The sequence below is a fragment of the Micromonospora sp. CA-240977 genome, assembly GCF_050942285.1.
Classification (GTDB): domain Bacteria; phylum Actinomycetota; class Actinomycetes; order Mycobacteriales; family Micromonosporaceae; genus Micromonospora.
This window is the reverse complement of record NZ_CP192055.1, coordinates 5856185-5882062: the sequence shown is the minus strand read 5'-3', so window position 1 is coordinate 5882062 and position 25878 is coordinate 5856185. Positions and strand designations below refer to the sequence as shown.

Below are 25878 nucleotides of genomic sequence, written 5' to 3'. Positions count from 1 at the left end.
GTAGGGCGTGATCAGTCGGCGGTGCCGCTCGCGGTTCAGCGGCGGGGGCTCTCGCTGGCGATTGTCGCCTCCCGGGGCAGGGCCGCCGCGCGCAGCGCCCAGTCCAGCGCGTAGTCGGCGACCTCCTCCCAGCCGTCCTGCCCCACCGTGAAGTGTGATCGGCCGGGGAACTCCTGGTACGCGGTGAGCGCCCTGGACTTCTGGTAGAGCGCCGCGTTGGCCCGGACCACCGACGCGGGCACCACGTGGTCCGCCCCGCCGGCCAGCAGCAGCAGCGGCGGCCGGTCGTCGCGTCCGGTGTCGACCCGGGCCGGCGAGCGCGGGTCGACGTTGGCGAAGGCGCCCTCGAAGAACACCCGGCCGGCACCGGGGACGGCGTAGCGCTGCCAGGCCCGGTCGGAGTCCTCGCGGCTCATCGTGTTGCCGAAGGTGTAGGCGAAGTCGTCCGGGGTGAACGGCACGGCCTTGCTCCGGTTGGCGGGGCTGCGCAGGATCGGGAAGCCGGAGCGCAGCTGGCTCAGCGGCACCTTGAGCACGCCCTTCACCGCCGCGGGGTGCACCCCGACCACTGCCGCGCCGAGGCCCCGGTCGGCGAGGACCTGCGCGAAGAGACCGCCGAACGAGTGGCCCATGATGATCGGTGGCCGGGGGAGCGCCCGGATGATCTTGTCGTAGTGCGCGACGATCGTGGCCATGCCCTGCTCGGCGATCGGGCCGGGGTCGTCGCGCAACTGCTCCACGGACCGGTCCATCCCGGGCCAGGCCGGGGCGATCACGTGCATGCCCCGCGCGGTGTACCGCTCGACCCACCCCTGCCAGCTCCGTGAGGTCATCCAAAGTCCGTGGATCAGCACGATCGTGTCGACCTGGCCCTGCGGCGTGGCACCCATCGCGTCCTCCCGGTGTCGCGTGTCCGGCCCGGCGGTTACCCGTTGCGGTGCGCGAAAATCCTCCACCGTCCGCGCTGGGACGGCGGCCCCTGACAAATGTCACGGTCGGGGCGTGACGGCCGCTCCAGGCATCGGGGTACGCCACGCCTGACCATTTACCCCATGACCAGTACGCATCCGGCCGTCGAGCTGAACGGCCTCACCAAGACCTTCGGCGCGGTCACCGCTGTCGACGGGCTGAGCCTGCGGGTGCAGCCCGGCGAGGTGGTGGCGTTCCTCGGCCCCAACGGGGCGGGCAAGACCACGACCATCGACATGCTGCTCGGTCTGGCCCGCCCGGACGAGGGCACGGTCCGCATCCTCGGCGGCACCCCGGACAGGGCGGTGGCCCAGGGCCGGGTCGCCGCCGTGCTCCAGACCGGCGGGCTACTCAAGGACCTCACCGTCGGCGAGACGGTCGAGCTGACCGCGCACTTCTACCGGCACACCCGTCCGACGGCCGAGGTGCTGGAACGGGCCGGTATCGCCGACATCGCCGGGCGGGTCGTCGGGCGGTGCTCCGGCGGCCAGCAGCAGCGGCTGCGCTTCGCGCTGGCCCTGTTGCCCGACCCGGACCTGATGGTGCTCGACGAGCCGACCACCGGCATGGACGTCGAGGGCCGGCGGGACTTCTGGCAGGCCCTCCGCCGGGACGCGCGGGCCGGCCGGACCATCATCTTCGCCACCCACTACCTGGACGAGGCCGACGCGTACGCCGACCGGATCGTGCTGGTCCGACAGGGGAGCATCGTCGCCGACGGCACCACCGCGGAGATCAAGAACCTGGCCGCCGGCCGCACGGTCCGGGCCACCCTGCCCGGTGCCGACCAGGCCGCGCTGGCCGCGCTGCCCGGCGTGGACGCCGTGGAGGTACGCGGCGACAGCGTGCTGGTGCGCACCGGCGACTCCGACGCGATCGCCCGGCACCTGCTCACCCGGACCGACGCCCGGGACGTGGAGATCACCTCCCGCAACCTCGAGGATGCCTTCCTCGCCCTGACCACCGCGCACACCGGAGCCTGAGATGACAACGCTCACCCCCACCCCGACCCCCGCCCGTGCCGGCGAGCCGGACCGTCGGCTGCCCGCCCTTGGCGGTTTCGCCCCGGGCGTCCTGCGCATCGAGCTGCGCCGGGTGCTGCGTAACCGCCGCACCCTCGCCTTCACGCTGATCATGCCGGGCGTCTTCTTCCTCATCTTCGGTCTGCCCCAGGGCGGGCAGTCGCTCGACAACGGCCGCCCGGTCACGGCGTACGTCATGATCAGCCTGGCCGTGTACGCGGCAATGGTGGCGACCACAAGCGCGGGCGGCGCGGTCGCCACCGAGCGGGCCCTGGGCTGGAGCCGCCAGCTACGGCTCACCCCGTTGCGCCCGACCGCGTACGTGGCGACGAAGCTGGTCACCGCGATGACCCTCGGCCTGCTCGCGGTCGGCGTCGAGTTCCTGGTGGGCGCCGCGGCCGGGGTGCGCATCCCCGCGTACGTCTGGCTGCTGTCCGGGCTCGCCGCCTGGGTCGGCTCACTTGTCTTCGCCGCGTTCGGCCTGTTCATCGGCTACCTGGTGCCGGCCGAGAACGTCATGCAGTTCATCGGCCCGATCCTGGCCGTGCTGGCCATGTTCGGCGGCCTGTTCGTCCCGGTCGAGGTGCTGCCGGAGGTGCTCCAGCAGGTCGCGAAGTTCACCCCGGTGTACGGCATGGGGGTGCTGGCCCGTGCCCCGCTGACCGGCGACGGGGTGAGCGTGGCGGCGGTGGTCAACCTCGTCGGCTGGGCGCTGGTCTTCGGTGTCGGTGCGGCCCGGCTGTTCCGCCGGGACACCGCGCGGGTCTGACCACCACGACGGCTAGCGTGGACCCGATGGACCTCTCGACGGGACGGCCCCGGCCGGTGAGCCGCCACTGGCGGATCACCGGCTGGCTGCTGGCCGCCGTGTGGCTGTTCTTCCTCAACGTGCCGCTCGCCACCGCTGTGCACCAGCCGCAGCCGTGGCGGCGGGTGCTCGGGGTGGCGGCCCTTGTCGCCTTCGGCATCGGTTACGTGCTGCTGTTCGAGTGGGCCCGCAAGCAGCGTCAGGCACTCCTGCCGATCCCGGCGGGTCGGGCGCGGGCCGGGCTGGCGCTGCTGCTCGCGGTGGGCGTGGTCAGCATCCCCGGCACGGGCGGGGACTGGCTGGCCACCCTGGTCTACGTGGCGGCGGCCGGCGTCTTCCTGCTGCCGCCGGGGGAGGCGGCGGCCACTGTGGTGCTCTGCGCGTTGACCCCCGCGCTGGCGTCCTGGCTGGTGCCGGGCTGGGAGGCGGAGAACGGCATCGTCTTCGCGGTGCTGCTCGCCTCGTTCGCGATGTTCGGGGTGTCCCGGCTGGCCCAGCGCAACAGTGAACTACAGGCCGCACAGCGGGAGATCGGGCGGCTCGCGGTCGCCGAGGAGCGGGCCCGCGCCGCCCGCGACCTGCACGACATTCTCGGGCACTCGTTGACCGTAGTGGCGATCAAGGCCGAGTTGGCGGGCCGGCTCATCCAGGTGGACCGCGAACGCGCCGCGGCCGAGATCGCCGAGGTGGAGGCGCTGGCCCGCGCGGCGCTGTCCGACGTGCGGCAGACGGTCGGGGCGTACCGCGAGGTGTCCCTCGCCGCGGAGCTGGCCGGCGCCCGTTCGGCGCTGGCCGCAGCGGGCATCGCGGCGGACCTGCCGGCCGAGGTGCCGGCGCTGCCGGACGCGTGGGACCGACTGTTCGGGTGGGCGGTACGGGAAGGGGTGACCAATGTGGTCCGGCACAGCGGGGCGCGGTGCTGCACGGTCCGGGTCCACCCGGACCGGGTCGAGGTGAGCGACGACGGTCGGGGCCTGTCCACTCCCGACGCCACCGGGCACGGGCTCGTCGGCCTGCGTGAGCGGGCGCGGGAGTTGGACGCCTCGCTGACCGTGGGTCGTCGGCCGGACGGGAGTGGCTTCCTGCTCCGGGTGCACCTCCCGGCGGAGGCCCGGTGAGTGCCTCCGGCGAGGGCCGGTCCAACCCGATCCGGCTGCTGCTCGCCGACGATCAGGCGCTGGTCCGCGGCGCGCTGGCGGCCCTGCTCTCGTTGGAGGAGGACCTGAGCGTGGTGGCCGAGGTCGGCCGGGGCGACGAGGTGGTGCCCGCGGCCCGCCGCAGCGCCCCCGACGTCGCCCTGCTGGACGTGGAGATGCCCGGTCTGGACGGGATCGCCGCCGCCGCCGCGCTACGGACCGCGCTGCCGAGCTGCCGGGTGCTGGTGGTGACCACCTTCGGTCGGCCCGGCTACCTGCGTCGGGCGATGGAGGCCGGCGCGAGCGGCTTCGTGGTCAAGGACACCCCGGCCCGGCAACTCGCCGACGCGGTCCGTCGGGTGCACGCCGGCCTGCGGGTGGTCGACCCCACGCTGGCCGCCGAGACCCTGGCCGCCGGGGTGAGCCCACTGACCGACCGGGAGACCGAGGTGCTGCGGACCGCCCGCGGTGGTGGCACTGTCGCCGACCTGGCCGGGGCGCTGCACCTGTCCGAGGGGACGGTACGCAACCACCTCTCGGCGGCGATCGGCAAGACCGGCGCCCGCAACCGGGCCGAGGCGATCCGGGTCGCCGAGCAGAACGGCTGGCTGCTCGGCGAGTGACGGCTGCCGGTCAGGCGGTCGGAGGCGGGGTGGGCAGCTTGTCGACAACCACCACGCCGCTGCCGGGGCGGACCTCGGCGAGGAGTTCCCGCTGGCCGCTGCGGGTCAGCCGGATACAGCCGTTCGTGGTGTTCTCGCCCAACTCGTCGTCGTTGTGCCAGGTGTGCAGCCCGATGTGGGCGCCCCGCAGCCCGGCCGGCACCGCCTCGGGGTCGTCGGGCACCGAGCCGAGGGCGTAGATGTCCACCCCGCCGTAGACCTCCTCGGGCGGCGGGGTGCGGCCCAGGACGAAGGTCCGCCCGAGCGGCGTCTCCTGCCCCGACTGGCCGAGGCTGACCTCCCAGGAGCGCACCGCCGCGCCGGCCCGGTACCAGGTGAGCCGGTGGACCTTGCGTTCCACAACGATCTGGTCGCGCAGCGCCACTGTGTCGAACCCGCCGGGAGGCAACCAGGCGAGCCGCCGGTTGGCGGAGGGCAGCAGGACGGCCGTCCAGCCGGCGCGCCGGTCGGCGATCGGCATGGTGAGCTCGACGCCGCTGATCGTTGGTTCCAGGAAGGCTCGCGGACGGCCGCCGGGCGCGTCGTACGCGGCGATCCGCCTGGTCGGGTGCGCACCCTCGGTCAGCGGCGTGGTGTCCATGGTGGCCGGATCCGCGGGGAAGCCTCCGGGCGCGGGGTCGTAGTCGACCACCGGCAGCCCCGCCGGGGCGGGCGCGGCCGGGGGCACCGACTCCTCGGGGCTCTGCTCGGCACTGCTCGGCGTCGGGTCGGCTTTCGCGATCCGTCTGTCGGGGGCCGTCGTGCCGGGCGTCAGGGCCTGGCCCACCAGCAGTGCGGTCACCAGCAGGGTCGGTACGGCGATGGCCGCGGCCATCCAGGGGCCACGGCGGCGGTACGGCGACTTTCGGTCAAACGACACCAAACCACTCTAAGGTGGCGGACGGCTCTGGGCCCCCGGTTCGGTGATACGCGCCGGTCGAAGGTGCCGAACGCAGCGCACGAGACAGCCGATGAGGCCCGAGACGCACGTCGCCGCGGTTCGGTTCGATCCCGACCAGAAATTTTTCCGCACGGATGATCCGCGCGCCCCGCCGGTCCGTACTGGATGGGGGAGCAGGGGTCGGCCGGTGGTACGCCGCCGCGAGACGATCGAGGAGCACATGGCCCGGGCACAGCAGAACCAGAAGGCGGCCACCGTCCGGACCAGCGCCAGCAGTCGGGGGGTGCGCACACCGTCACGATCGGCGGCCACCCTGCTGATCGCGTCGGTGCTCGCCGCGCTGTGGGCGGCGATCATGCTGACGGGCGCCGGGCAGACGGCGTACGCGTACGGATTCTTCTTCACCGAGTTCTTCGCCGGGGTGATCTCCCTGGTGGCGTTGAGCCTCACCGTGATGCTCGGCCTGCTCGCCACCGACCGGCTGGTGCTGCGCATCGCGCACCGGGTGCTCATGCAGTCGGCGCACCGGGCCACCGGTGTGCTGGGCGTGGCCGGGCTGGGCTTCCACGTCCTCACCAAGATCGCCACCGGGCGGGCCGCCGCTACCGACGCCCTGGTGCCGTTCGTCGGCGGCCGAGGGCTCTACGTCGGGCTCGGCACCGTGGCCGCTCTGCTGATGGTCAGCGTCATCTGGACCGGCATCATCCGGGCCCGCTTCGCCGGCGTCGGTCCCAAGTGGCTGTGGCGCACGCTGCACTCCACCGCCTACCTGGCCTGGCCGTTCGCCGTGTTCCACGGCCTCAACGCCGGTCGGGCCGCAGCGCCCTGGGTGATGTTCAGCTACCTCGGCTGCATCCTGCTGGTGGTGCTGACCCTGCTGGTCCGGCTCTCGGTCACCATTGGTCGGCGCAGCCGCGAACAGCACCAGGCGGCGGTGCGCAACGCGGTGATGGCCGGTCGGGCCGACGACGCGAAGACCGCTCGGTTGCTGTTGGGCGGGTTGGGTCGACGCGGCAGGTCCGCCGCGGAGAAGCGTCCCGCCTGGGCGGAGACCACCACCGCCACCTGGGCCGCACCAGCCGCGCAGCGGGACCCCGAGCGGTTCACCGTCCCGGTGGTGCCCGAACCCGGATCCCTCGCCGAGCCGACCCGGCCGAGCCGACGTCGACGTGTCGAAGAGCCCGCCGCCCGCGAGACCGAACGGCCGTCGCGGAGCCGGCGGGACGAGGCGGAGCCCGCGACCCGCCGGTCGCGCCGCAGCGTCGAGGAGACCGTCACCCGCCAGCGCGACGACGAGGAGACGGAGCCGGTGACCCGGCGGCGCGGCTCGCGGACCCGGGACGAGGCGGTGCCGACCGGACGGCGACGCGGCGAGGAACCGGCCGCCGAACGGTCCAGCCGCCGGTCCCGCGACGAGGACGAGGGCAGCCGGTACTCGGCGCCGCCACGGTCGACTGTCGAGCCCGAGGAGCCGTGGGACAGCCCGCGCCGGTGGCAGGCCGACGAGCCGATCTCCGCCGGCCCGGTCTCCGCGGAGCCGATCTCCGCCGGTCCGATCTCGGCCAGCCCCATCTCGGCGACGCCGCGCAGCGGCAGCGGCCGGCACAGCGCCGAGGACGACGTGCCGGAGGAGCCGGACTACTGGCGTCCGCCGGCGCGGTACGTGCCGGACGAGGTGGCGCCGCCCGTCGACGACACCCCGACCCTCGTCGACCTGGCGTCCCGGCGCGCTCGGCGGGCTGCCGGCGAGGGCCGGTCCGCCAAGCGCCGCAAGGCCAGCGCCGACGCGGTGGACGGGGCGTACTGGGCTGGGCTGCGGGGTGAGGCGAAGTGATGCGGACGACAGTGCCACCCGTCGCCTGCGTGGGAGAGCCCCGGCTCACCGCCGGCTTCGCCGAGTTCGGTCGGCTGGACCTGGCCGCGCACGAGGAGGTGCACGGCCCGATCGGCCCGATGGAACCGGCGCAACTGCTCCGGCTCGCCGAGGGCATGCAGCTCAAGGGCAAGGGCGGCGCGGGTTTTCCGTTCGCCCGCAAACTGCGCGCGGTGCTGGAGTCCTGCGAACGGCAGGACCTCGCCGCCGTCGTGGTGGTCAACGCCACCGAGGGGGAGCCGGCCAGCTGGAAGGACAAGGTGCTGCTCACCCGTGCCCCGCACCTGATCCTGGACGGCGCGGCGCTTGCCGCGTACGCGTTGGACGCCGACGAGATCGTGATCGGCGTGGCCGACGACGGGGTTGGCCGGGACTCGCTGATGGAGGCCCTCGAAGAGCGCCGGATGCCGGTGCTGACCACCATCGTCACGGTGCCGCACCGCTTCATCTCCGGCGAGGGCGGCGCACTCGTCAACGGGATCAACGGACTGCCGCACATCCCGCCCGGCACCAAGAAGCGCTCCAGCGACTCCGGGGTCAGCGGCCTGCCCACCCTGCTGTCCAACGCCGAGACGTACGCGCAGCTCGCCGTCGGCGCGCGCCTCGGCCCGTACGAGTACGCGGCCCTCGGCACCGACGACGAGCCGGGCACCGTGCTGCTCACCGTGACCGGCGCGGCGGGTCGCCCGGCCGTTGTGGAGTGCACCGCCGGGATGCCGCTGCGCGACGTCCTCGACCTCTGCGAGGTCCCGGACGTGCAGGGCATCCTGATGGGCGGCTACCACGGAAAGTGGATCACCCCGGAGGCGGCGGAGACGGCCGAGGTGTCCCGCAAGGGCCTGGCCGCCGTCGGCGGCACCCTCGGCGCGGGCATCATCATCCCGCTCGGCGTCGACACGTGCCCGCTCGGTGAGGCCGCCCAGGTGGTGCGCTACCTCGCCGGCGAGTCCGCCGGCCAGTGCGGACCGTGCAAGATGGGCCTACCGGACCTGGCCCGCGCGGTGGACCTGGCCGTGGCCGGGAGTCAGCCGGCCGACGTGGTGCGGGCCGCCGCCGGTGAGGTGAGGGGTCGCGGCGCGTGCAGCCACCCGGACGGCACCGCCCGGTTCGCTCTCTCCGCGATCGAGGTCTTCGCCGACGACCTGCGGCTGCACAGCACCGGTGACGGCTGTGGCCGGCGGGTCAAGGGTGTGATGGGGCTGCCCGGCGCACCCGATGCGAACCCGCAGAAACTCACCCTGGACTGGTCGCGCTGCGACGGGCACGGCCTGTGCGCGCACGTCGTCCCGGACTTCATCCGGCTCGACGCGAACGGATATCCCGCCTTCCCGCCCACCCCCGTGCCGACCTGGCTGCGAGAGGGTGCGCTGAAGGCGGTCAAGGTGTGCCCCGAGCTGGCTCTCCGCCTCGCCAAGGCCGAGTAGGGAAGGGCACCTTCTCGCCGAACGAACGGAGACGCGCATGCCCAGCTGGCCCGCACGGAGGCGACAGTCAGGGGTGGGTGCGGCCCGCCGTGCCGGCACCGCCGCGGCGCTGGTCGCCGCTCTCCTCGGCGCGGTCTCCTGCACCGGCACGGCCAGCCCGCCACCGGCAGTCGCCGGTACCGCGCCGGCCACCGCCGGTGCCGCGGCAACCCCCACCGCCACCGCGACCGGCTCGCCGCCCCCGGCGCAGGTTCCGGACGTGCTGCGCTTCACCGGCACCACCCTCGGCGGGGCGGCGTTCGACGCGGCGCAACTCGCCGGGAAACCGGTGGTGCTGTGGTTCTGGGCGCCGTGGTGCGCCACCTGCGCCAGCCAGGCCTGGACGGTGGCCGAGGTCGCGCCCCGCTACCGCGACACAGTGCCGATCGTCGGCGTCGCCGGGCTGGGCGAGCGGAAAGCCATGAAGGAGTTCGTCACCGAGTTCGACCTCGGCGACACACCACAGATCGAGGACGGCAAGGGCGTGCTCTGGAAGCGGTTCAAGGTGACCGAGCAGAGCATCTTCGTGATCATCGACCGGAACGGCGCGATCGTCCACCAGGGCTTCCTGGACGGTGAGGCGCTCACCGCCCGGGTCGCCGCGCTGGCCGGGGCGTGACCACCCCCCTGCTGCTCGCGCTGACCGCCGGCATGCTCGGCGCGGTCAACCCGTGCGGCTTCGCGTTGCTGCCCGCGTACCTCTCGTTGCTTGTCGCCGGGGCGTCGGACGTCCGCGGCGCGGTCGGCCGCGCGCTCACCGCGGCGGCCGGGCTGACAGTGGGATACGTGCTGGTCTTCGGCGCGTTCGGCCTGGCGCTCGCGCCGCTGGCCGGCTGGCTGCGGCCCCGGCTGCCCTGGCTGACAGTGGCGCTCGGCCTGCTGCTGGCGGTGGCCGGCTGCTGGCTGCTCGCCGGCCGGCGGCTGCCCGCGCCCGGCTGGTCCACCCGCGCGCCCCGGCTCACCCGCTCCTGGCCGTCGATGGCGCTGTTCGGCGCGGCGTACGCGCTGGCGTCGCTCGGCTGCGCCATCGCGCCGTTCCTGGCCATCGTGGTGACCAGCCTCCAGGCCGGCTCGACCGGGCGCGGGTTGGCGCTGTTCGGCGCGTACGCCCTCGGGATGGGCCTGGTGGTCGCTGTCGCCGCGCTCGGTGTGGCGCTGCTGCGCGACGGCCTGGTGGCCCGGCTGCGCGTCGCCGGCGCGCTGGTGCCCCGCCTCAGCGGCCTGGTGCTGCTGCTCGCCGGCGGGTACGTCGCCTGGTACGGCTGGTACGAGCTACGGCTCGCCGCCGGCCGCCGAGACGCCCTGCCGGACCCGGTGATCCAGGTGGCGTCCCGGGTCCAGCACGCCCTAACCGACGCCCTGGACCGGATCGGCCCGGCGGTGTTGCTGGCCACCCTGCTCACCCTGCTCCTGACCGCCCTCCTCCTCAAGCGTGCCCGCCGCCCACTGCCCACCCCCGTTGATCATGAAGTTGTTGCCACGACGCGCCGAGGCGAGGGGCAATAACTTCATGATCAACCGTGCGGGTGGGGCGGGAGCCTGAGGCTTGCGGAGTTGGTCTTGACATCCGGAAACGATCGTCGGAGTCTGTCTGACAACGTTGTCACACCGAAGGGCCACCATGCGCATATCCGAATTCGAGTTGAGCAGGCGGCGGCTCCTCATCCTTGGCGGCGCCGTCGGCGCTGGACTCGCCGTCGCCCGACCCGCCGCCGCCCAGGCCGCGCCAGCCGCCACCACGTCACCGGCTGCGGCCACCGGCCCGGTTGCCAACACCTACCACGCGCTGCTGCTCGCCCACACCCGATGGGCCGAGGAGCAGTGGGATCCGGCGATCAACGCGTACCGCCTCGCGGACTTCAGGTTCGCGGTCGTCCTCGGCAACGCTGTCCTGCTCATCTCGCCCGGGTACGACCCGGCGGCCGCCGGCGTCGACCGGGACACGCTGCACGCCCGTACCGTCGCCACCATCCGCCGGTTCGCGGCCACCAACCGGCTCGCCGGCGGCACCGAGTGGGGCCGACAGCTGTTCTGGGACAGCACCTTCGAGCTGTACTTCGTCCTGGCCGCCCGACTGCTCTGGTCCGACCTGGACGAGGTGACCCGGAACAACGTCGACCGCATCGCCCGCGGGCAGGCCGCCTACGCCCATTCCCTCGGCACCGGTGACGACCCGCTGAGTGGCAGTTGGACGCCGAACGGCCTCACCGGCGGCTGGATCGGTGACACCAAGCTCGAGGAGATGGGGGTCTACGCCCAGGCGATCGCCCCCGGCCTGGCCTGGGCGGCGGACGACCCCGCAGCTGCGGCGTGGCGCGAGCGGTTCCTGACATGGACGCTCAACGCGACCGGACTACCGGCAGCCGACCGCGCCAACCCCGCCGTCGTCGACGGGCGGACGGTCGCGGACTGGAACACCGCCCACAACATCCACGACTCGTTCCTCGTCGAGAATCACGGCTCCTTCGGCCCGCACTACCAGGAGGAGTTGTGGCGCACCGCGGGTCGTACCGCGGCGCACTTCCTGACCGCCGGTCAACCGCTCCCCGAGGCACTCACCCGGCAGCCCAGCGGCGACCAACTGTGGCGGACCATGCGGCTGATGGCCAGCGATGCCGGCGAACCCTTCATGCCGATGGTCGCGGACCGCTACCACCTGTACGGCCGTGATGTCCTGCCGCTCGCCTTCCTCGCGCAGGTCCAGGGCGACCGGCACGCCGCCCGGGCCGAGGCGGACCTCGCCGAGCGGCTCATGCCCTACCTGAACTACCCGCCCGAGAATCGGCTCACCAAGTTCAGCGGTGAGCCGAAGTACGAGCCCGAAGCCCGAGCCGAAGTCGCCATCAGTTACCTCTTCCACGCCTGGCGGGCAGCCAACGGCGGCGTGGTCGAGCCGGTCGCCAGCACCACGTTCTTCGCGGCGGCGGCGGGCACCCGGGATTTCGGGGAGCAGGCCGGGCTGACCGCCCAGCAGAGCGCGACCGCCTTCGCCGCGGCGGTCAGCAAGACCGGATTCGTCTCGTTCCAGTGGGCCCCCGCCCACGACAACTGGTTGTTCGACACCCGGGCCGCCTCGCTGCTGCCGAGGCAGTCCGCGCCGGTCCTCGCCCGCACCTCCGCCGCGTACACCGTGGCCCGGGACGGTGTCGACGCCACGGCGACGGTGCTCCGCGTCGCCGGCGGCACCGCCGGGTACGTCACGCTGCCCACCGGTACGGTCGTCTACGCCACCACCGGCACCGGTGCAGACGAGGGCGCGCTCACCCTGTTCAACCTGGACATGCCCGGCGTACCCGGGCTCACTGGCACCCGTACCTTCACCGGTGAACAGGGGTCGGTCACCCTGGCCGGACAATCGGGCGTCGGCGACGGCGGAACCGACCAGATCAGCTTCGCTCCTCGTGCAGCCAGGTACGTGCGGATGCTCGGCCGATCCCCCGCCAACCAGTACGGCTACTCGCTGTTCGCCTTCGCCGTGCTCGACGCCAGCGGGGTCGACCGCGCCATCGGCCGGCCCACCACGGCCTCGTCCGCAGACCCCGCCTACCCCGCGGCGCGCGCGACCGACGGCAACCCCGGCACCCGCTGGGCGGTCGCCCGGGAGGAACGCGGCCGCGCGGACAGTTGGCTCGCCGTCGACCTCGGCGAGGCCATCGACATCAGCGGCGTACGCCTGGACTGGGAGGCCGCGTACGGCACCCGCTACGTCATCCAGACCTCGCTCGACGGCACCAGCTGGAGCGACGCGGTGGTCGTGCCGGACAGCCCGACCATCTCCGGCTCCTGGCTGGACGTCGACGGACGAGCGGGCCTGGTGGTCCACAACGCCCAGAACCCGATCACCGTGACCGCCACCACCGTCACCCTGTCCAGCGGACCGGCCACCGGCAGCACTCGGCTGATCATCGAGGGGTACGCGGGCGCGAACAGGTCGGCCCTGGCCGCCGCGGCGTCTCGAACCCTGCCCATCGGCGGTCCGGAGGCGTTGCGGGTGAGCGACGCGGACGGATACCTGAGCCTGTTCAACCTCTCTGGCGACGACATCACGACGGCGTCCGTCACGCTGTCGCAGCGCGCGACGCTGCGGCTGTACCACGGAAGCCAGGTCACCGGATCGGGGACCACCACCTACCAGGTCGACCTTGCCGCCGCCACCGCACGCGTCGAGCCGCCCCGGTTCACCGCGATCGCGGCACAGCCGGAGGGGGCGATTCCCGCCGGTACCCGGTTCGACGTCATCGACTCGCACCACCTCCGAGTCACCGCACCCACCGGGCACATCGTGATGGTGCAGCTGGAGTCCGCGGCCGGCGGCGCCCGACGGCGAGTGACGGTCCCCGCTGGACGCAGCCGGGACATCGCGTTTGCGGGTGGGACGGTGACGCCGACCAGCGACCTGGCCCGGTCTCGGACGACCTACCCGACGTCACCGCTCCCGGCTGGCATGACCGACCCGTCGGCCGCCGTCGACGGCGACCCGGGGACCGCCTGGCAACCCGGCCCGAACGGCCGAATGGTGATCGACCTCGGATCGCTTGAGGATCTGGCCTCGGTCCGACTGACCTGGACTCCCGGTCGGCGGCGGCCGATCACCGTAGCCACGTCTGCCGACGGACTCGGCTACGTGGCGGTCGCCTCGGTCCCGAAGCCGCGACCCGAGACCACCATCTCGACCAGGTCCTCCGGGCGGTACGTGGCGATCGCGGTCGCCGACTGGCAGCCCGGTGACGCCCGGCTGACCCACGCGGAGGTGTTCGGTGCCTGAACCGTCGGAATCGACAACGGTGTCACACCCGTAGCCCGAATGGACGGCGGCGGGACTGGTGCGGACGTTCGGACGCATCAGTCCCGCCACCGCCGACCAATTCGGGAAGCTGGCTAGCGCGGGGTCAGGCGGTCGGTGCCCAGGCGGTCCTGGAGGACCGCGGGGATCAGGACGCTGCCGTCGGCCTGCTGGTTCTGCTCGAGGATGGCCGGGAAGAGCCGGCTGGTGGCCAACGCCGAGCCGTTGAGGGTGTGCACGAAGCGGGTCTGCTTGCCACCCGGCTCGCGGTAGCGGATGGCCGCCCGGCGGGCCTGGTAGTCGCCGGCCCAGGAGACCGACGACACCTCCTTGTACTTGCCGGTGCTCGGCATCCACACCTCGATGTCGAGGGTCTTCTTCATCGACGCGCTGGCGTCACCGGCGGAGAGCAGGCTGCGCTGGTAGTGCAGGCCCAGCCCCTCGACCAGGCTCTCCGCGTGGGCGAGCATCTCCTCCAGCGCGGCGTCGGCCTGCTCGGGCAGGGTGAACTGGAAGATCTCCACCTTGTTGAACTGGTGCCCGCGCACCGTGCCGCGCTCGTCGGAGTGCGAGCCGGCCGACTCCCGCCGGTAGCACGGCGTGTACGCGAAGGCCTTCAGCGGCAGCTTCGGGGTCTCCAGGATCTCGTCCTGGTACGCGCCGAGGATCGCCGTCTCCGAGGTGGGCAACAGGAACTGCCCGCGCGGGGCGGACTCGGCGTCCAGGTGGTAGACGTCGTCGTAGAACTTGGGGAACTGCCCGGCGGCGAAGCCGGCCGAGTCGAGCAGCAGGTGCGGCGGGAGCAGGAACTCGTACCCGGCCTTGACGTGCTGGTCGATGAAGTAGTTGAGCAGCGCCCACTCCAGGCGCGCACCGATGCCCGTGTAGATCCAGAAGCCGGAGCCGCCGAGCTTGACCCCGCGCTCGTAGTCGACAAGGCCCAGCGCGCGGCTCAACTCCACGTGGTCGCGGACCTTGTCGATCACCGGCGGCTCGCCGAAGGTCTTCACGACCCGGTTGGCTTCCTTGCCGCCGGCCACGACGTCGTCGGCAGGCAGGTTGGGCAGCTCACTCATCGCCGTGCGCAGCCGGGCCTGCACCTCGTCCAGCTGGGACTCCAGCTCGGCGAGCTGCTTGCGCTCGGCCTCCGGCGCGGCGGCCTGCGGCTCCTCGCCGGCCCGCTTCGCCTGCGCGTACGCCCGGGCCTCCGCCTTACGGCGCTGCCTCTCGGCGTCGATTTCCGTGATCAGGGCGCGGCGTTCCTGGTCGAGCCGCTGGATCTCGTCCAGCGCCCGGGTGACCTCGGCGGGATCCAGACGCTTCGCCAGCGCGGTCGCCACCGCCTCGCGATCCTTCCGGATCAACTCCATGTCGAGCATGCTGCTCCGTACGCCTCCGTCCGGGGTCACAGGTGAACCACCAGATGCTACCGTCGCGGGCTTTTCCTCCCGGAACGGGGAGTGCGGGCGCTCCGGTCAGAGCCGGATCGGCATCAACACCGAGTAGGTGTCCGCGTCGTCGGTGCGGCGGACGGCCAACGGGGCGATCGGTCCGTCCAGCTCCAACACGAGCTGCGCCGCGCCGGCCGCGGTCAACGCGTCGAGCAGGTAGCCGCCGTCCACCCCGACCCGCAGCGCGTCGGTGCCCAGGTCGGCGGCGGGGAGCAGCCGCAGCCCGCCCTGGTCGTCGACGCCGAGCACCGTGACCTCCCGGGTCGTGCCGTCGTGGTCGCGGGCGACAGTGGGGGCCGCCGGGTCGGCAAGTGCGGCGCGCAACGCCGCCACGTCCACCGGGATCCGGCGCGCGGTGGGCCGCTCGCCGACGGCCTTGCGCAGCAGCCGGCGGTAGTCCGGGAAGTCGTACGGAAGGGCGGTGCCGGTCACCGTCCGACCGGCCACCAGCACCCGCAGCTCCGCGCCGGTCACGCTCCACCACACCGGCCGGGCGTCGGTGGCGTCGAGCAGCGGCCGGAGCCGGTCGACGAGGTCCACCGGGACGAACACCCGGGTCGGCGGACCGTCGACGTCGGCCGTGGCGCGGGCGAGCGCGAGCCGGTACCGGTCGGTGGCGACGAGCCGGACGCCGTCCGGCTCCACGTCCAGCAGTACGCCGGAGAGCATCGGCAGCTCGGGGTCGACGCCGACGGCGAAGCGCACCGCGTCGAGCGCGGCGGCCAGGTCGGCGGGGGAGAGCAGCAGCGTGGTGGTGACCGGCTGGGCCGGGTCGACAAGGGCCCGGAGTCGGGCGGCCTCCCGGCGGGCGTCGGTGAGCCCGTCGGCCAACCGGCGCAGGTGCGTGTCGAGCAACTGGTGCACCGCCGCCGGCTCGGCGCGGACCGCGGCGGCGATCTCCGGGACCGGCATGCCGATGCGGCGCAGCCCGGCCACCAACCGGGCCGGCGTGATCTGCTCGTCGGTGTACCAGCGGTAGCCGGTCACCGGGTCGACAAGGGCCGGCTCCAGCACCCCCGCCGAGTCGTAGAAGCGCAGCGCGCTGACGGTCAGGCCGCTGGCCCGGGCCAACTCGCCGATGCTGTGCAGGTCACTCACGCACGGCATCCTGCCCCCTCGACCCGGTCGAGGGTCAAGCCGAGGGCGTCAACGTCTGCTGCGTGAGCACCCGGAAGGTGAGCCCGGCCCGGATCAGCCGGTCCAGCAGCGCGTCACCCATCGCGGCGACCGGGGTGAGCTGACCGGCGGTCGGCGGCAGCTCGTCGAGCGCCAGGCACAGCGCCGACTCGGCGAGCATCTTCGCCGTCTCGTCGTACCCCGGGTCGCCGCCGGCCACCTCGGTGACCACCCGCTGCCCGCCGCCGGTGCCCACGAACCGGACCCGGAACCAGGACGCCGCCCGTTGCTCGGCGGTGGGCCCCTGCCCGGAGGCGAGCCGGCCGAGCAGCCAGCGTCGGCTGGGCGGCAGCTTCACCAGCCCGGCCAGCGCGCCGAGCCCGACCGCGCCGGCCAGCACGGTGGGCAACCGCTTCACGGCGGCGAAGTGCCGGTACCGGAAGTCCGGGCCGTACTCCGGTCGGGCCGCCGCCGAGCGACGCACCACCTGCGGGTCGATCGTCGGCAGCGGCACGGTCCAGATGCCCAGCGCGGCGGAGCGGGCCAGCCGGCCGGGCACCGCGCGGACCCGGCGGTCGGTGGGGCGCGGCTCGACCGCCCGGCGCTCCCGGGCGGCCTGGCTGGCCTGCCCGGTACGGGAGAACGCGGTGAGCGCCGAGTGGTAGGTGCCGGCGGAGAACCGGCCACCGGCGCGGACGTAACCGTCAACGGTGAGCGGACCGTCGGCGGGCAGCTGCTTGACGGTGAACCAGACGCCGAGGTCGTGCGGCACGGAGTCGAACCCGCAGGCGTGCACCAGCCGCGCGCCGGTGCGGACCGCCTCGGCGTGGTGGCGCACGTACATCAGGTCGACGAACTCCGGCTCGCCGGTGATGTCGAGATAGTCGGTGCCGGCCGTCGCGCAGGCCGCGACCAGCGGCTCCCCGTGGTGGATGTACGGGCCGACGGTGCTGGCCACGACCCGGGCGCTCTCCGCAACGGCCCGCAGCGAGTCGGCGTCGGTCACGTCGGCGGTGAGCAGCGGCAGGTCGGCGAGCGTCGGGTCGATCGCGGCCAGCCGGTCCCGGACGGCGGCGAGGCGGTCCGGGTTACGCCCGGCCAGCGCCCAGCGCAGTCCGGCCGGGGCGTGTCGGGCCAGGTATTCGGCGGTCAGGCCGCCGGTGAACCCGGTCGCCCCGAACAGCACCACGTCGTACGTCCGCTCCCCAGCCATGCCCAGAGTGTGCCATTCGCGGGTCCCGATGGCAGCTCACGAGGAGGGCGTCAGGGCGTGAACACGGCTCGCACGCAGCCGTCGGCCCGGTCCCGGAACAGCGCGTACCCCTGCGGGCCGTGCGCCAACGGCAGTCGGTGGGTGGCCAGGTGTTCGGTGCGCAGCTCACCGCGGGCCATCCGGTCCAGCAGCATCGGCACGTCCCGCAGGTCCGGCCGACCGGCCCCGCGCAGCGTCAGCCGTCGGTCGGTCACCGCGCCCAGCGGGAACGCGTCGACGAACCCGTCCGCCCCGCCCAGCAGCACCACCACCCCGCCCTTGCGGCACGCGTGCACGGCCTCGCGTCCCGCGTCCGGCCGGTCGGCGTGGCCGCCGAACCGCTCGGGCGGCGGCGCGTCGACCGCCACCACGCACACGTCCGGACCCCGCCCACCGCTGCGGTCGCGCAACTCCGCAGCGACGTCGGTGCGCAGGTAGTCCAGCGGCTCCGCGCCGACGTGCCGCTCGACCATCCGCAACCGCTCCTCGTACCGGTCGACGACAAGCACCAGGGCGGCGCCGCGCAGCACCGCCGACCGAGCGGTCAACTGGCCCACCGCCCCGGCGCCCCAGATCGCCACCACGTCGCCGGGACGCACCGCGCCCAACTCGGCGGCCAGCCACCCGGTCGGCGCCGCGTCGGCGGCGAACAGCGCCCGGTCGTCCTCGACCGCGTCCGGTACCGGAAACGCGCCGACGTCGGCGTACGGCACCCGCACGTACTCGGCGTGGCCGCCCGCGAACCCGCCCGCCGCCCGGGGACGGCCGAAGCCGCCGGCGTCCGGGCGCCCCCATCCGGGCTCCGCGCTCGCCGGGTCGGCGCTGCCGTTGTCGCAGCAGGAGTGCAGACCCTGGCGGCAGTACCAGCAGCCGCCGCAGGCGACGCTCGCGCCGACGACCACCCGATCGCCGCTGCGGTGCCGGCGGACCCCGGGACCGACCTCGACCACCTCGCCCAGGAACTCGGCCCCGAGCACGTCACCGGCCCGCAGCAGCGGGTTCCGGCCGGCCAACAGCGGCAGGTCCGCGCCGGAGGTGGCGCTGCGGCGGACCCGGACGATGACGTCCCGCTCGTTGCGCAGCTCCGGGTCGGGCACCTCGCGTACCGCCAGCTCGTCGGCGGCCACCCAGCACAGCGCCCTCACCCGCGGACCTCGGGGCGGTCCAGCGCGGACCGGTCGGCGCGCAGCACCTCGCCGGCCTCCACCCGCTGCTTGATCTGGCGCAGGGCCCGGCGGACCAGCAGACCCGGGTCGTCGCCGACCAGGTGCGCGGCCAGCCCGACCGGCGGGGTGACGCCGGCCAGCGGCCGGGCGGCCAGCTCGGTGCCCCGGTCGCCGGGCGCCGGCCGCATCCGCACCTCGACCGCGCCGTCCAGGCGGCGCAGCGGTTCCGGCCACCGACCAGCGGGAAGCACCTGCTCGGGCGGCCGGTCGACGGTCACCACCTCCCACCGGGGCGGGCCGACCGGGTCGCGGTCCGCGCCGCTCCGGCCGCGCCATTGGGGTACGCGTCGCCGGCGCCACCCGGTCAGCACCGCGCCGCCGAGGGCCGGTCCCGCCCGTGCCAGCCGTCCCATCGCTCCCACCGGTCCCACGTCCTCCCCGTCCACGTCCCCCGATCGTCGGTCGCGGTCGGGTGAAGCGTGCTCGCCCGGAAGGGGTGAACCGGCCCGCGCCGGGTAACCGCTCGCCGACCGGGGGCGGAGCGTGGTGGGGGTGGGGCCGAGTGCCAGAGCAGCGGAGTCTTGTGCGCGTCGACAGCGCAGCGGGGCACCCGGTGGAGCCACCGCTGCTGGCGTCCCGGCTGACCCCGGCCGTGCCACCGGAGCCGGTGCTGGCCCGGCCCCGGCTGCTGCGCCGACTGGACGAGGGCGCCGCCGGACCGGTCACAGTGGTCGCCGCCCCCGCCGGCTGGGGCAAGACCACACTGCTCGCCACCTGGGCCCGGCTCGACGGCGGGACGCCCGACGTCGAGCCGGGAGCGGTCGTGCCCGACTCCGGCGACCTGTCGGTGTCGCCCGCGGCCAGTCCGGTCCCGGCCTGGGTGTCGGTGGAGGGCGGCGACGACACCGACCGGCTCTGGGCGTACCTCGCGGCGGCCTTGCGGACGGCGACCGGGTCGGCCGAGGGTGGCCCGGTGCCCGACCGGCCGCCCCGCCCCGAGCAACTGGAGGTGTTGGCCGCGACCCTCGCCGCCGCGGACCGGCCGGTGCTGCTGATCCTGGACGACCTGCACCGGGTCGCCGACCCGGCGGCGCTGAGCGGCGTGGAGTTCCTGCTGCGGCATGCCGGGCAGCGACTGCGCCTGGTGATCGGGGCGCGGGCCGGGCTGCACCTGCCCCTGCACCGGCTCCGCCTCGCGGGCGAGCTGACCGAGATCGGCCCGGACGAGCTGGCGTTCACCGACGACGAGGTGGCCGACCTGCTCACCGCGCACGGCGCGGCCCTGCCGGCGGCCGACGTGCGCCAGTTGCGCGAGCGCACCGGCGGCTGGCCGGCGGCGCTGCGCATCGCCGCCCTGGCGGTCCGCGGGCAGCCCGACCCCGGGCGCTGGGTGGGGCAGTTCGGGGGTGACCAACCGGAGATCGCCGGGTACCTGCGCGAGGAGGTGCTGGCGACGCTGGACGCGGCCGAGGAGGACCTGCTGCGCCGGACCGCCGTCGTCGACGCCGTCTGCGCCGACCTGGCCGGGGCGCTGACCGGCCGTGCCGACGCCGGGCAGGCGCTGGCCGACCTGGCCGGGACCGGTGGTCTGCTGCACCGGGAGGACACCCGGCCGCCGTGGTACCGCTGCCACCCCCTGCTCGCCGACCTGCTCCGCGCCGACCTGGCCCGGCTGCCCGACCCCGAGGTGCGCGAACTGCACGTGCGGGCGGCCGACTGGTACGCGGGCGACGGACGGCCCGCCGACGCCCTCCGGCACGCGTTGACAGCAAGCCGGTGGGACCTCGCCGGCGACCTGTTCGTCGCGCACTGGCCGGAGCTGACGCGCTACGACCGCGATCCGGTGCCCACCCCGGCCCCGGTGGCCCCGCCGACGGAGGTGATCCGGGCCGACCCGGAGGTGGCTCTGGCCTACGCCGCCGAGCGCGCGTACGCCGGCGATCTCCCGGCCGCCACCGGTCACCTGCGCGCCGCCGCCGGGCACGCCGCGGGCCTGCCGGTGCCTCGCCGGGAACGGTTCCTGCGGTTGGTCACCGCCCTGGAGTTGACAGTGGCCCGGCTCGCCGACGACCCGGTGGAGGTGCGGGCCGCCGCCGCCCGGCTGCTGCGGACCCGTCCGCCGGGCGCCACGCCGACCCGGCCGCCGGACTACTCCGCGTCCACCACCGGTTCCGCGCCGACGTCCGGTGGGGGTGGCGCCGCCGACGACGCCGACCTGCGGGCGTTCACCGGCACCGCGCTGGGGCTCGTCGAGTTGGCCGGCGGCGCGCTGCCGACCGCCCGGTTCGTCCGCGCCCGAGCGGCCGCTCGGGAGGCGGGCCGGCCCCGTACCGAGCTGGTCGGGGCCAGCCGCGCCGCGCTGCTGCTCGCGGTCCGCGGTGAACTACGGGCGGCCGAGCAGGCGGCCCGGGACGCGCTGGGCACGCCGCCCTGTCGGGGCTGGTCCAGTCGGCTCGACTGCGCCTACGCGTACCTGGCGTTGGCCCAGGTGGCGCTGCTGCGCGACCAGCCCGACGAGGCCACGGCGAACCTCAACCTCGCCGGCCCGGCACTCGGCGTCACCGGCGGCCGGGCCGGCGGTTCCGCGGCGGACGCGGGCGACGGCTGGCATGCCGCCGCTTCCGGCGAACCGGTGGCCGCGGCGGTCGCCGCGCTGTGCCGGGCGCAGCTGCACCGCGACTCCGGTGACCCGGCGGCCGGGCAACGACTGCTCGTCCGGGTCCGGGAAGCGCTTGTCGACAAGCCGTCCGCCGCCGAGTTGGCCGGCCTGCTGCGGGCCGCCGAGGCCGAACTGCGCGCCGAGCGGGGTGACCTGGACGCGGCCCGGGACCTGCTGGGCGCCGCCGACGCGGGCACCGATCCGGTGCTCGCGGTGACGGCGGCGAAGGTGGAGTTGCTGGCCGGCGACGCCGCTGCCGCCGGCCGTGCGCTGCCGGCCTGGCAGGCGCCGCCGGCCACGGCCTGGCCCCTGCCGGTACGCCTGGACGCGGGCCTGCTGGACGCGGTGCTGGCCGAGCGGGCCGGGGACGGGCGTCGGGCGGGCCGGCTCCTGGAGCAGGTGCTGGATCTGGCCGGGCCGCAGGGTTGCCGGCGGGTCTTCACCCACGCCGGCCCGCCGGTCCGGGACCTGCTGGCCGCGCACCTGGACGCGGGCACCGCCCACTTCGCACTGGTCAGTGACCTGGTGCGCGGGGCCGGCCCGAGCAGCGCCCGTCCGGCGGCCGAGCCGAGGGGCGCGCTCGACGAGCCACTCACCGAGCGGGAGCTGACCATCCTGCGCTATCTGCAGAGCATCCTGTCCAACGTGGAGATCGCCAGCGAGCTGTCCCTCTCGGTGAACACTGTGAAGACCCACGTGCGCAACATCTACCGCAAACTCGACGCGACCCGCCGGCGCGAGGCGGTCCGGCGGGCGCGCGAGTTGCGGCTGATCTGAGCGGGCGGGTCGACGGTCAGGCGTTGCCCGCCGCGTCCACGGCCGCCAGCAGGTCGGGCAGGTCGTACCCGCCCTCGTGGCGGACGCCGTTGACGAACAGGGTGGGGGTGCCGTTCACTCCGCTGCGGATGCCACCCACGAAGTCGCGGCGCACCCGGTCCGCGTGCGCCCGGTTCTCCACCTCGGCGTTCAGCTCGTCCGGCGGCAGGCCGACCTGCTCGACACCGAGCGAGAGGTGCACCGGGTCGAGTTGGTCCTGGTGCTCGTAGAGCCAGTCGTGCATCTCCCAGAACCGGCCCCGGACCCCGGCGGCCTCGGCCGTCTCGGCGGCGCGTTCGGCGTACGGGTGCACGTTGGCGATGGGGAAGTAGCGGTAGACCAGCCGAACGGAGTCGGCCCGCTGCCGCAGCAGTTCGTGCAGGTTCGGATAGGCCGCACCGCAGAACTGGCACTGGAAGTCGCCGTACTCGACGACCGTCACCGCCGCGTCGGCCGGCCCCCGGATGTGGTCCTCGGTGGTGACGGGGTCCCGGAGTCGGGCGGTCACCTGCAGTGGCGTGGTCATCCGGTCATCACCTTCCGATCGGCGGCGAGTTGGTCGAGCGCGTCGAAGATGCCGTCGGCGCCCGGGTTGACGTCGGGCGGCGAGACGTAGCTCCAGGTCACCTGCCCTGCCGGGTCGAGCACCACCAGGGCGCGGTCCGCCTCACCCCGCGCGTTGTACGCCCCGTAGCGGCGGGCCACCTCGCCCTTCGGCTCGAAGTCGGCAAGCAGCGGAAACTCGATGCCCCGGCTCTCCGCGAACGCCCGGTGTGACCAGATGCTGTCCACCGAGATGCCGAGCACCACCGCCCGGTACTGGGCGAAGACGGGTGCCGCCGACTGGTAGAGCGCCATCTGGTCTCCGCACACCGGGCTCCAGTCGGCGGGATAGAAGGCGAGCACTACCGGTCGTCCGCGGAACTGCTCGGGCCCGGTCAGGGCCCCGTCCGGGGTGGCCGGCAGGGTGAAACCGGGCGCGGGGCGCCCGGGTTGGATCAGCCCGTTCGGATCACTCATGCCGCCAGCCTGCTCCCGGGGTGGGTGAGTTCGGCTCACCCACCCCGGGTGGTTTCGCGCTCGCTCAGCGCAGCACCGGCGCGACAGCGATGTGGTTCTGCACCTCCCGGATACCGGGGGCGGACCAGGCCACCTGCTCGACCTCGGCCCGTTCGGGCATCGAGTGCACCAGTCCGGCGAGCACAGCTGTGTCGCCGTGCACCCGGACGCTGATCCGTTCTGCCTCGGTCGCTCCGGCGCGGGCGAGGGCGTCGACGATCCGATCGGCCAGGTCGCGGCCGTCCGGCGCGGCCGCCGGCCGCACGGTGATGCCGTTGCTCAACCCGCGTACGCCGGTGAGTCGTCCCACCGCCCGCTCCGCGGCTCGGCGCTGGTACTCCCACTCGACCTCGCCGTGCAGCGTCACCCAGCCGGCCGAGACGGTGACCTGGAGCTTCTCGATGGGCACGAACGCGTCCCACTCCAGCGTGTGGCTGGCCGCGGCGGCCAGGTCGGGATCGGCGCGCTCGGCGGCGCCGGCCAGGTGCACGGCCAGGTCGTTGGCGACCGCCCGGACCCGGGCGACCCGGTGGGCGGCCCGTTCGGCGGCCCACTTCTTGGCGTAGCTGTCCACCCGGCCGGTCAGCGTGACGACGCCCTCGGCGACGGTCACGCCGATCTCGTGCGGTTGCACCCTCGGTTCCCAGGTCAGCTCGTCGAGGACGGCGGACTGGATGTCCTGGTCGGTGCGGTCGATGTCGGCGATCGCCATCTGGGCCTCCTCCCTGCGTGGGTGGCGGACCGGTAGCGGCTGCGGCCGGAGGTCCGCCGGGGTCCGAGCGTGCCGCCGGCCCGGGTGAACCGTCGTCACCCGCACCGGGTGAGGCGTCGCAGGTCCGGGTGCCGCGAACGGTTGCCGAGGGAGATGATGGGAGCGCTTCCAAAGCGAGCGGGTTTCGGTTACCGTAATCGCAGTTCTCGATCGCGGGAGCCGTCGCGTCGGGTGGTGGAAGCCAGGGCAGCTCCACCTCGTCCCCGTCGTCGTGCTCGTCCCCCGGGCCACGACGTCACCACCGGATCAGCCCCGTCCCCCGGGGCTTCATCCCGCGAGGAAACCACCGATGCCCGGAAGTCTCGCGGGCATGGTCCGGTCCGTGCTGGTCGCCGGCGCCAGCCGGCGAGCAGCCGATCCTGGGCGGCGCTGCGGACCACCCACCCGAACACCGGTCCGCCGGGCTGCCTGAGGGGTCCGGCACCCGGCGGACCGGCCCACCCCGACACAACTTCATCACCGGTACGGCACCGCACGACGACAGACCCCGCTCGACCAGGGGTGAGCGGGGCCCGTGATGGTGCCGGTGGCTCGGTGGTTCAGACCGCCGGCGTGTTGGGCCGGTCGACGTCGACGAACTCCACGTCGTCGACGGCGCGGTCGTCCCGGCTGCCGGCGGCGCGCGCGGCGGAGCCGACGGCCCAGCCGACGGCGGCGCCGACCAGCGCGGCGCCGATCAGCAGCGTCCAGGGCAGCGCCGGCTGTCGACCGGCGAGCGCGTCGAAGGCCAACGAGGCGCGGCGTCGCGCCTCCTCGGCGGCGGAGCCCACCAGGTCACCCGCACCGTCGGCGAGGTCGCCGCTGTTGCGACGGGCCGAGCGGGCGGTGTCCCGCACGCTGTCTCCGGCCGAGTTGACGGCGGAGAGCAGGTGCTCCCAGGCATGGTCCGCAATCCGCTCCGGCTTGCTGCGGCGGTCCAGCACGTTGGTTCCGAACATCGTGGTTACCTCCTCGGGTGCCGAAGCCGGCGGCCACTTCGGACTTCGGCGTCTGTTCAGCGCGTCACGGTTCGCCTACCCCGCCAGTGCCCAGGGCCGCCCGGGCGCAAACCCGGCCGGCTCTGGGCCGCCGCCGGGAACTCAGCGCACCACCACCACTGCCACACCGCGGGCGAAGTCGTCGTCATCGTCGTCATCGTCGTCTCCACCGCCGAAACCGCAGGCCAGTACGAGAGCGAGCAGCACGCCGACGCCAGCCAGACCGGCAAGTCGTTTGATCATCGAAGGTCCTCTCCGTAACGGGGTGTCCCGGCCCGATGCTAGGTGGCATCGGCAACGGGTGGGCCCGGGTCGGGCCGGTGTTCGCAGGCGACACGCCGGTGGCACCGGGCAGGCCGTCGGTCGGGGCCGGTTGTCGGGCGCGTCGGGCCCGGACCGCTACCCTGGTTCGCGGCGCGTCGGTCACGACCGGTCGTCGGAGGTCAAATAACAAAAAGTCTTGAGCAATCAGATACTCAAAAGTGCGGATATGGGTGCCTTTGTGGGTCCGGATCCGTGAATTGCTCATCCCGAGGGGTGGCGACCGAGGCTGTCAGAGGAATACTCTCGGTCGCGGCCCGCGTACTGATGAGGCGCCCGGGGGACGGGCGGGTGGAGGTGCTCGCGTGAGCCTGTCGATCGTGAAGTCGGTTTTGTCCGGTGGAGTCGTGGAGATCGCCCCCCGGGGCGAGATCGACGTCGACACAGCGTACGAGGTGCGCGAGGCGATCGCGGAGGTGCTGGCCAAAGGCCGGCCACTCCGCATCGAGCTCAACATGAGGCTGGTCACCTTCATCGACTCCGTCGGCATCAGCGCCATGGTTGCCGGCTTCCAGACGGCCGAGGTCAGCAACGTCAAGCTGGTGGTCACCGAGCCGAGCCGGTTCGTGCACCGGCAGCTCTGGGTGACCGGCCTGCTCGGCCTGTTCGGCGCCCCGGAGCCCTACTTCGCCGGCGCTGCCACCCCCGAGGTGCTGCCCGGCGCCTGAGCGC

The 25878-nt window shown here is 74.1% G+C and carries 23 protein-coding genes; 11 read left to right on the top strand and 12 right to left on the bottom strand.

Annotated elements, in window-relative coordinates:
* Nucleotides 1-35: 35 nt before the first annotated feature.
* Entirely contained in the window at nucleotides 36-833 is a 798-nt protein-coding gene (locus ACQPWW_RS26500; protein ID WP_433126272.1) for an alpha/beta hydrolase, read from the bottom strand.
* A 219-nt stretch (nucleotides 834-1052) separates the two neighbouring features.
* Between ACQPWW_RS26500 and ACQPWW_RS26495 the strand changes: the two genes are divergently transcribed.
* Genes ACQPWW_RS26495 through ACQPWW_RS26480 form a run of 4 tightly spaced genes read left to right on the top strand, consistent with a single transcriptional unit; the run spans nucleotide 1053 to nucleotide 4558 of the window.
* Nucleotides 1053-1952, top strand: a complete 900-nt coding sequence (locus ACQPWW_RS26495) for an ABC transporter ATP-binding protein (RefSeq protein WP_433126270.1) — start codon at nucleotides 1053-1055, stop codon at nucleotides 1950-1952.
* Between the two features lies 1 nt (nucleotide 1953).
* Nucleotides 1954-2760 (top strand): ABC transporter permease, encoded by an 807-nt coding sequence (locus ACQPWW_RS26490; RefSeq protein WP_433126269.1) that lies wholly within the window; start codon nucleotides 1954-1956, stop codon nucleotides 2758-2760.
* A gap of 26 nt (nucleotides 2761-2786) precedes the next feature.
* Nucleotides 2787-3917 carry a sensor histidine kinase gene (locus ACQPWW_RS26485; RefSeq protein ID WP_433126268.1) on the top strand — a complete coding sequence of 377 codons (1131 nt, stop codon included), beginning with the start codon at nucleotides 2787-2789 and terminating at the stop codon, nucleotides 3915-3917.
* On the top strand, nucleotides 3914-4558 hold the full coding sequence (locus ACQPWW_RS26480; RefSeq protein ID WP_433126267.1) for a response regulator transcription factor: 645 nt from the start codon (nucleotides 3914-3916) through the stop codon (nucleotides 4556-4558). The genes ACQPWW_RS26485 and ACQPWW_RS26480 overlap by 4 nt, the downstream gene beginning before the upstream one ends.
* 10 nt (nucleotides 4559-4568) lie before the next feature.
* Here ACQPWW_RS26480 and ACQPWW_RS26475 read toward each other — a convergent pair whose 3' ends face one another.
* A complete protein-coding gene (locus tag ACQPWW_RS26475) occupies nucleotides 4569-5477 on the bottom strand; it encodes a L,D-transpeptidase (protein ID WP_433126265.1) in 909 nt (302 codons plus the stop codon).
* Nucleotides 5478-5685: 208 nt separating this feature from the next.
* Between ACQPWW_RS26475 and ACQPWW_RS26470 the strand changes: the two genes are divergently transcribed.
* The 5 genes from ACQPWW_RS26470 to ACQPWW_RS26450 all read left to right on the top strand — a co-directional run bounded on the left by ACQPWW_RS26470 (nucleotide 5686) and on the right by ACQPWW_RS26450 (nucleotide 13599).
* Nucleotides 5686-7332 (top strand): hypothetical protein, encoded by a 1647-nt coding sequence (locus tag ACQPWW_RS26470; protein ID WP_433126264.1) that lies wholly within the window; start codon nucleotides 5686-5688, stop codon nucleotides 7330-7332.
* Nucleotides 7329-8795, top strand: coding sequence for an NADH-ubiquinone oxidoreductase-F iron-sulfur binding region domain-containing protein (locus ACQPWW_RS26465; RefSeq protein ID WP_433126263.1), 1467 nt, complete (start codon nucleotides 7329-7331; stop codon nucleotides 8793-8795). The genes ACQPWW_RS26470 and ACQPWW_RS26465 overlap by 4 nt, the downstream gene beginning before the upstream one ends.
* A 37-nt stretch (nucleotides 8796-8832) precedes the next feature.
* Nucleotides 8833-9453, top strand: a complete 621-nt coding sequence (locus ACQPWW_RS26460) for a TlpA family protein disulfide reductase (RefSeq protein WP_433126261.1) — start codon at nucleotides 8833-8835, stop codon at nucleotides 9451-9453.
* Nucleotides 9450-10340: a cytochrome c biogenesis CcdA family protein gene (locus tag ACQPWW_RS26455; RefSeq protein ID WP_433126260.1), complete on the top strand. Its 891-nt coding sequence runs from the start codon at nucleotides 9450-9452 to the stop codon at nucleotides 10338-10340. Before ACQPWW_RS26460 ends, ACQPWW_RS26455 begins: the two co-directional genes overlap by 4 nt.
* Nucleotides 10341-10455: 115 nt before the next feature.
* A complete protein-coding gene (locus tag ACQPWW_RS26450; RefSeq protein WP_433126259.1) occupies nucleotides 10456-13599 on the top strand; it encodes a discoidin domain-containing protein in 3144 nt (1047 codons plus the stop codon).
* A gap of 113 nt (nucleotides 13600-13712) precedes the next feature.
* Here ACQPWW_RS26450 and serS read toward each other — a convergent pair whose 3' ends face one another.
* From serS to ACQPWW_RS26425, 5 genes are all read right to left on the bottom strand, one after another.
* Nucleotides 13713-14996 carry a serine--tRNA ligase gene (gene serS, locus ACQPWW_RS26445; RefSeq protein WP_433134583.1) on the bottom strand — a complete coding sequence of 428 codons (1284 nt, stop codon included), beginning with the start codon at nucleotides 14994-14996 and terminating at the stop codon, nucleotides 13713-13715.
* 96 nt (nucleotides 14997-15092) lie between these two features.
* A complete protein-coding gene (locus tag ACQPWW_RS26440; protein ID WP_433134581.1) occupies nucleotides 15093-16157 on the bottom strand; it encodes a MerR family transcriptional regulator in 1065 nt (354 codons plus the stop codon).
* Between the two features lie 43 nt (nucleotides 16158-16200).
* The gene (locus tag ACQPWW_RS26435) at nucleotides 16201-17397 is read right to left on the bottom strand and encodes a saccharopine dehydrogenase family protein (protein WP_433126258.1); all 1197 of its coding nucleotides are present in this window, start codon (nucleotides 17395-17397) and stop codon (nucleotides 16201-16203) included.
* Between the two features lie 50 nt (nucleotides 17398-17447).
* Nucleotides 17448-18581, bottom strand: coding sequence for an alcohol dehydrogenase catalytic domain-containing protein (locus tag ACQPWW_RS26430; RefSeq protein ID WP_433126256.1), 1134 nt, complete (start codon nucleotides 18579-18581; stop codon nucleotides 17448-17450).
* On the bottom strand, nucleotides 18578-19015 hold the full coding sequence (locus ACQPWW_RS26425) for a hypothetical protein (protein ID WP_433134579.1): 438 nt from the start codon (nucleotides 19013-19015) through the stop codon (nucleotides 18578-18580). Before ACQPWW_RS26425 ends, ACQPWW_RS26430 begins: the two co-directional genes overlap by 4 nt.
* 83 nt (nucleotides 19016-19098) lie before the next feature.
* Here ACQPWW_RS26425 and ACQPWW_RS26420 point away from each other — a divergent pair, with 83 nt between their 5' ends.
* Complete coding sequence (locus ACQPWW_RS26420) at nucleotides 19099-22038, top strand: LuxR C-terminal-related transcriptional regulator (protein ID WP_433134577.1); 2940 nt, start codon at nucleotides 19099-19101, stop codon at nucleotides 22036-22038.
* 16 nt (nucleotides 22039-22054) lie between these two features.
* On the opposite strand, the gene ACQPWW_RS26415 is transcribed toward ACQPWW_RS26420, so the two are convergent.
* The 5 genes from ACQPWW_RS26415 to ACQPWW_RS26395 form a co-directional block, all read right to left on the bottom strand.
* Entirely contained in the window at nucleotides 22055-22603 is a 549-nt protein-coding gene (locus ACQPWW_RS26415; protein WP_433126255.1) for a DsbA family protein, read from the bottom strand.
* On the bottom strand, nucleotides 22600-23097 hold the full coding sequence (locus ACQPWW_RS26410) for a redoxin domain-containing protein (RefSeq protein ID WP_433126254.1): 498 nt from the start codon (nucleotides 23095-23097) through the stop codon (nucleotides 22600-22602). The genes ACQPWW_RS26415 and ACQPWW_RS26410 overlap by 4 nt, the downstream gene beginning before the upstream one ends.
* Nucleotides 23098-23161: 64 nt before the next feature.
* Nucleotides 23162-23848, bottom strand: coding sequence for a BON domain-containing protein (locus tag ACQPWW_RS26405; protein WP_433126253.1), 687 nt, complete (start codon nucleotides 23846-23848; stop codon nucleotides 23162-23164).
* A gap of 599 nt (nucleotides 23849-24447) precedes the next feature.
* Nucleotides 24448-24846: a hypothetical protein gene (locus ACQPWW_RS26400; protein WP_433126252.1), complete on the bottom strand. Its 399-nt coding sequence runs from the start codon at nucleotides 24844-24846 to the stop codon at nucleotides 24448-24450.
* Nucleotides 24847-24987: 141 nt separating this feature from the next.
* Nucleotides 24988-25128 carry a hypothetical protein gene (locus tag ACQPWW_RS26395; RefSeq protein WP_204941479.1) on the bottom strand — a complete coding sequence of 47 codons (141 nt, stop codon included), beginning with the start codon at nucleotides 25126-25128 and terminating at the stop codon, nucleotides 24988-24990.
* A 383-nt stretch (nucleotides 25129-25511) separates the two neighbouring features.
* On the opposite strand from ACQPWW_RS26395, the gene ACQPWW_RS26390 reads away from it, so the two are divergent.
* The gene (locus tag ACQPWW_RS26390) at nucleotides 25512-25874 is read left to right on the top strand and encodes an STAS domain-containing protein (protein WP_357244821.1); all 363 of its coding nucleotides are present in this window, start codon (nucleotides 25512-25514) and stop codon (nucleotides 25872-25874) included.
* The last annotated feature ends 4 nt before the right edge of the window (nucleotides 25875-25878 follow it).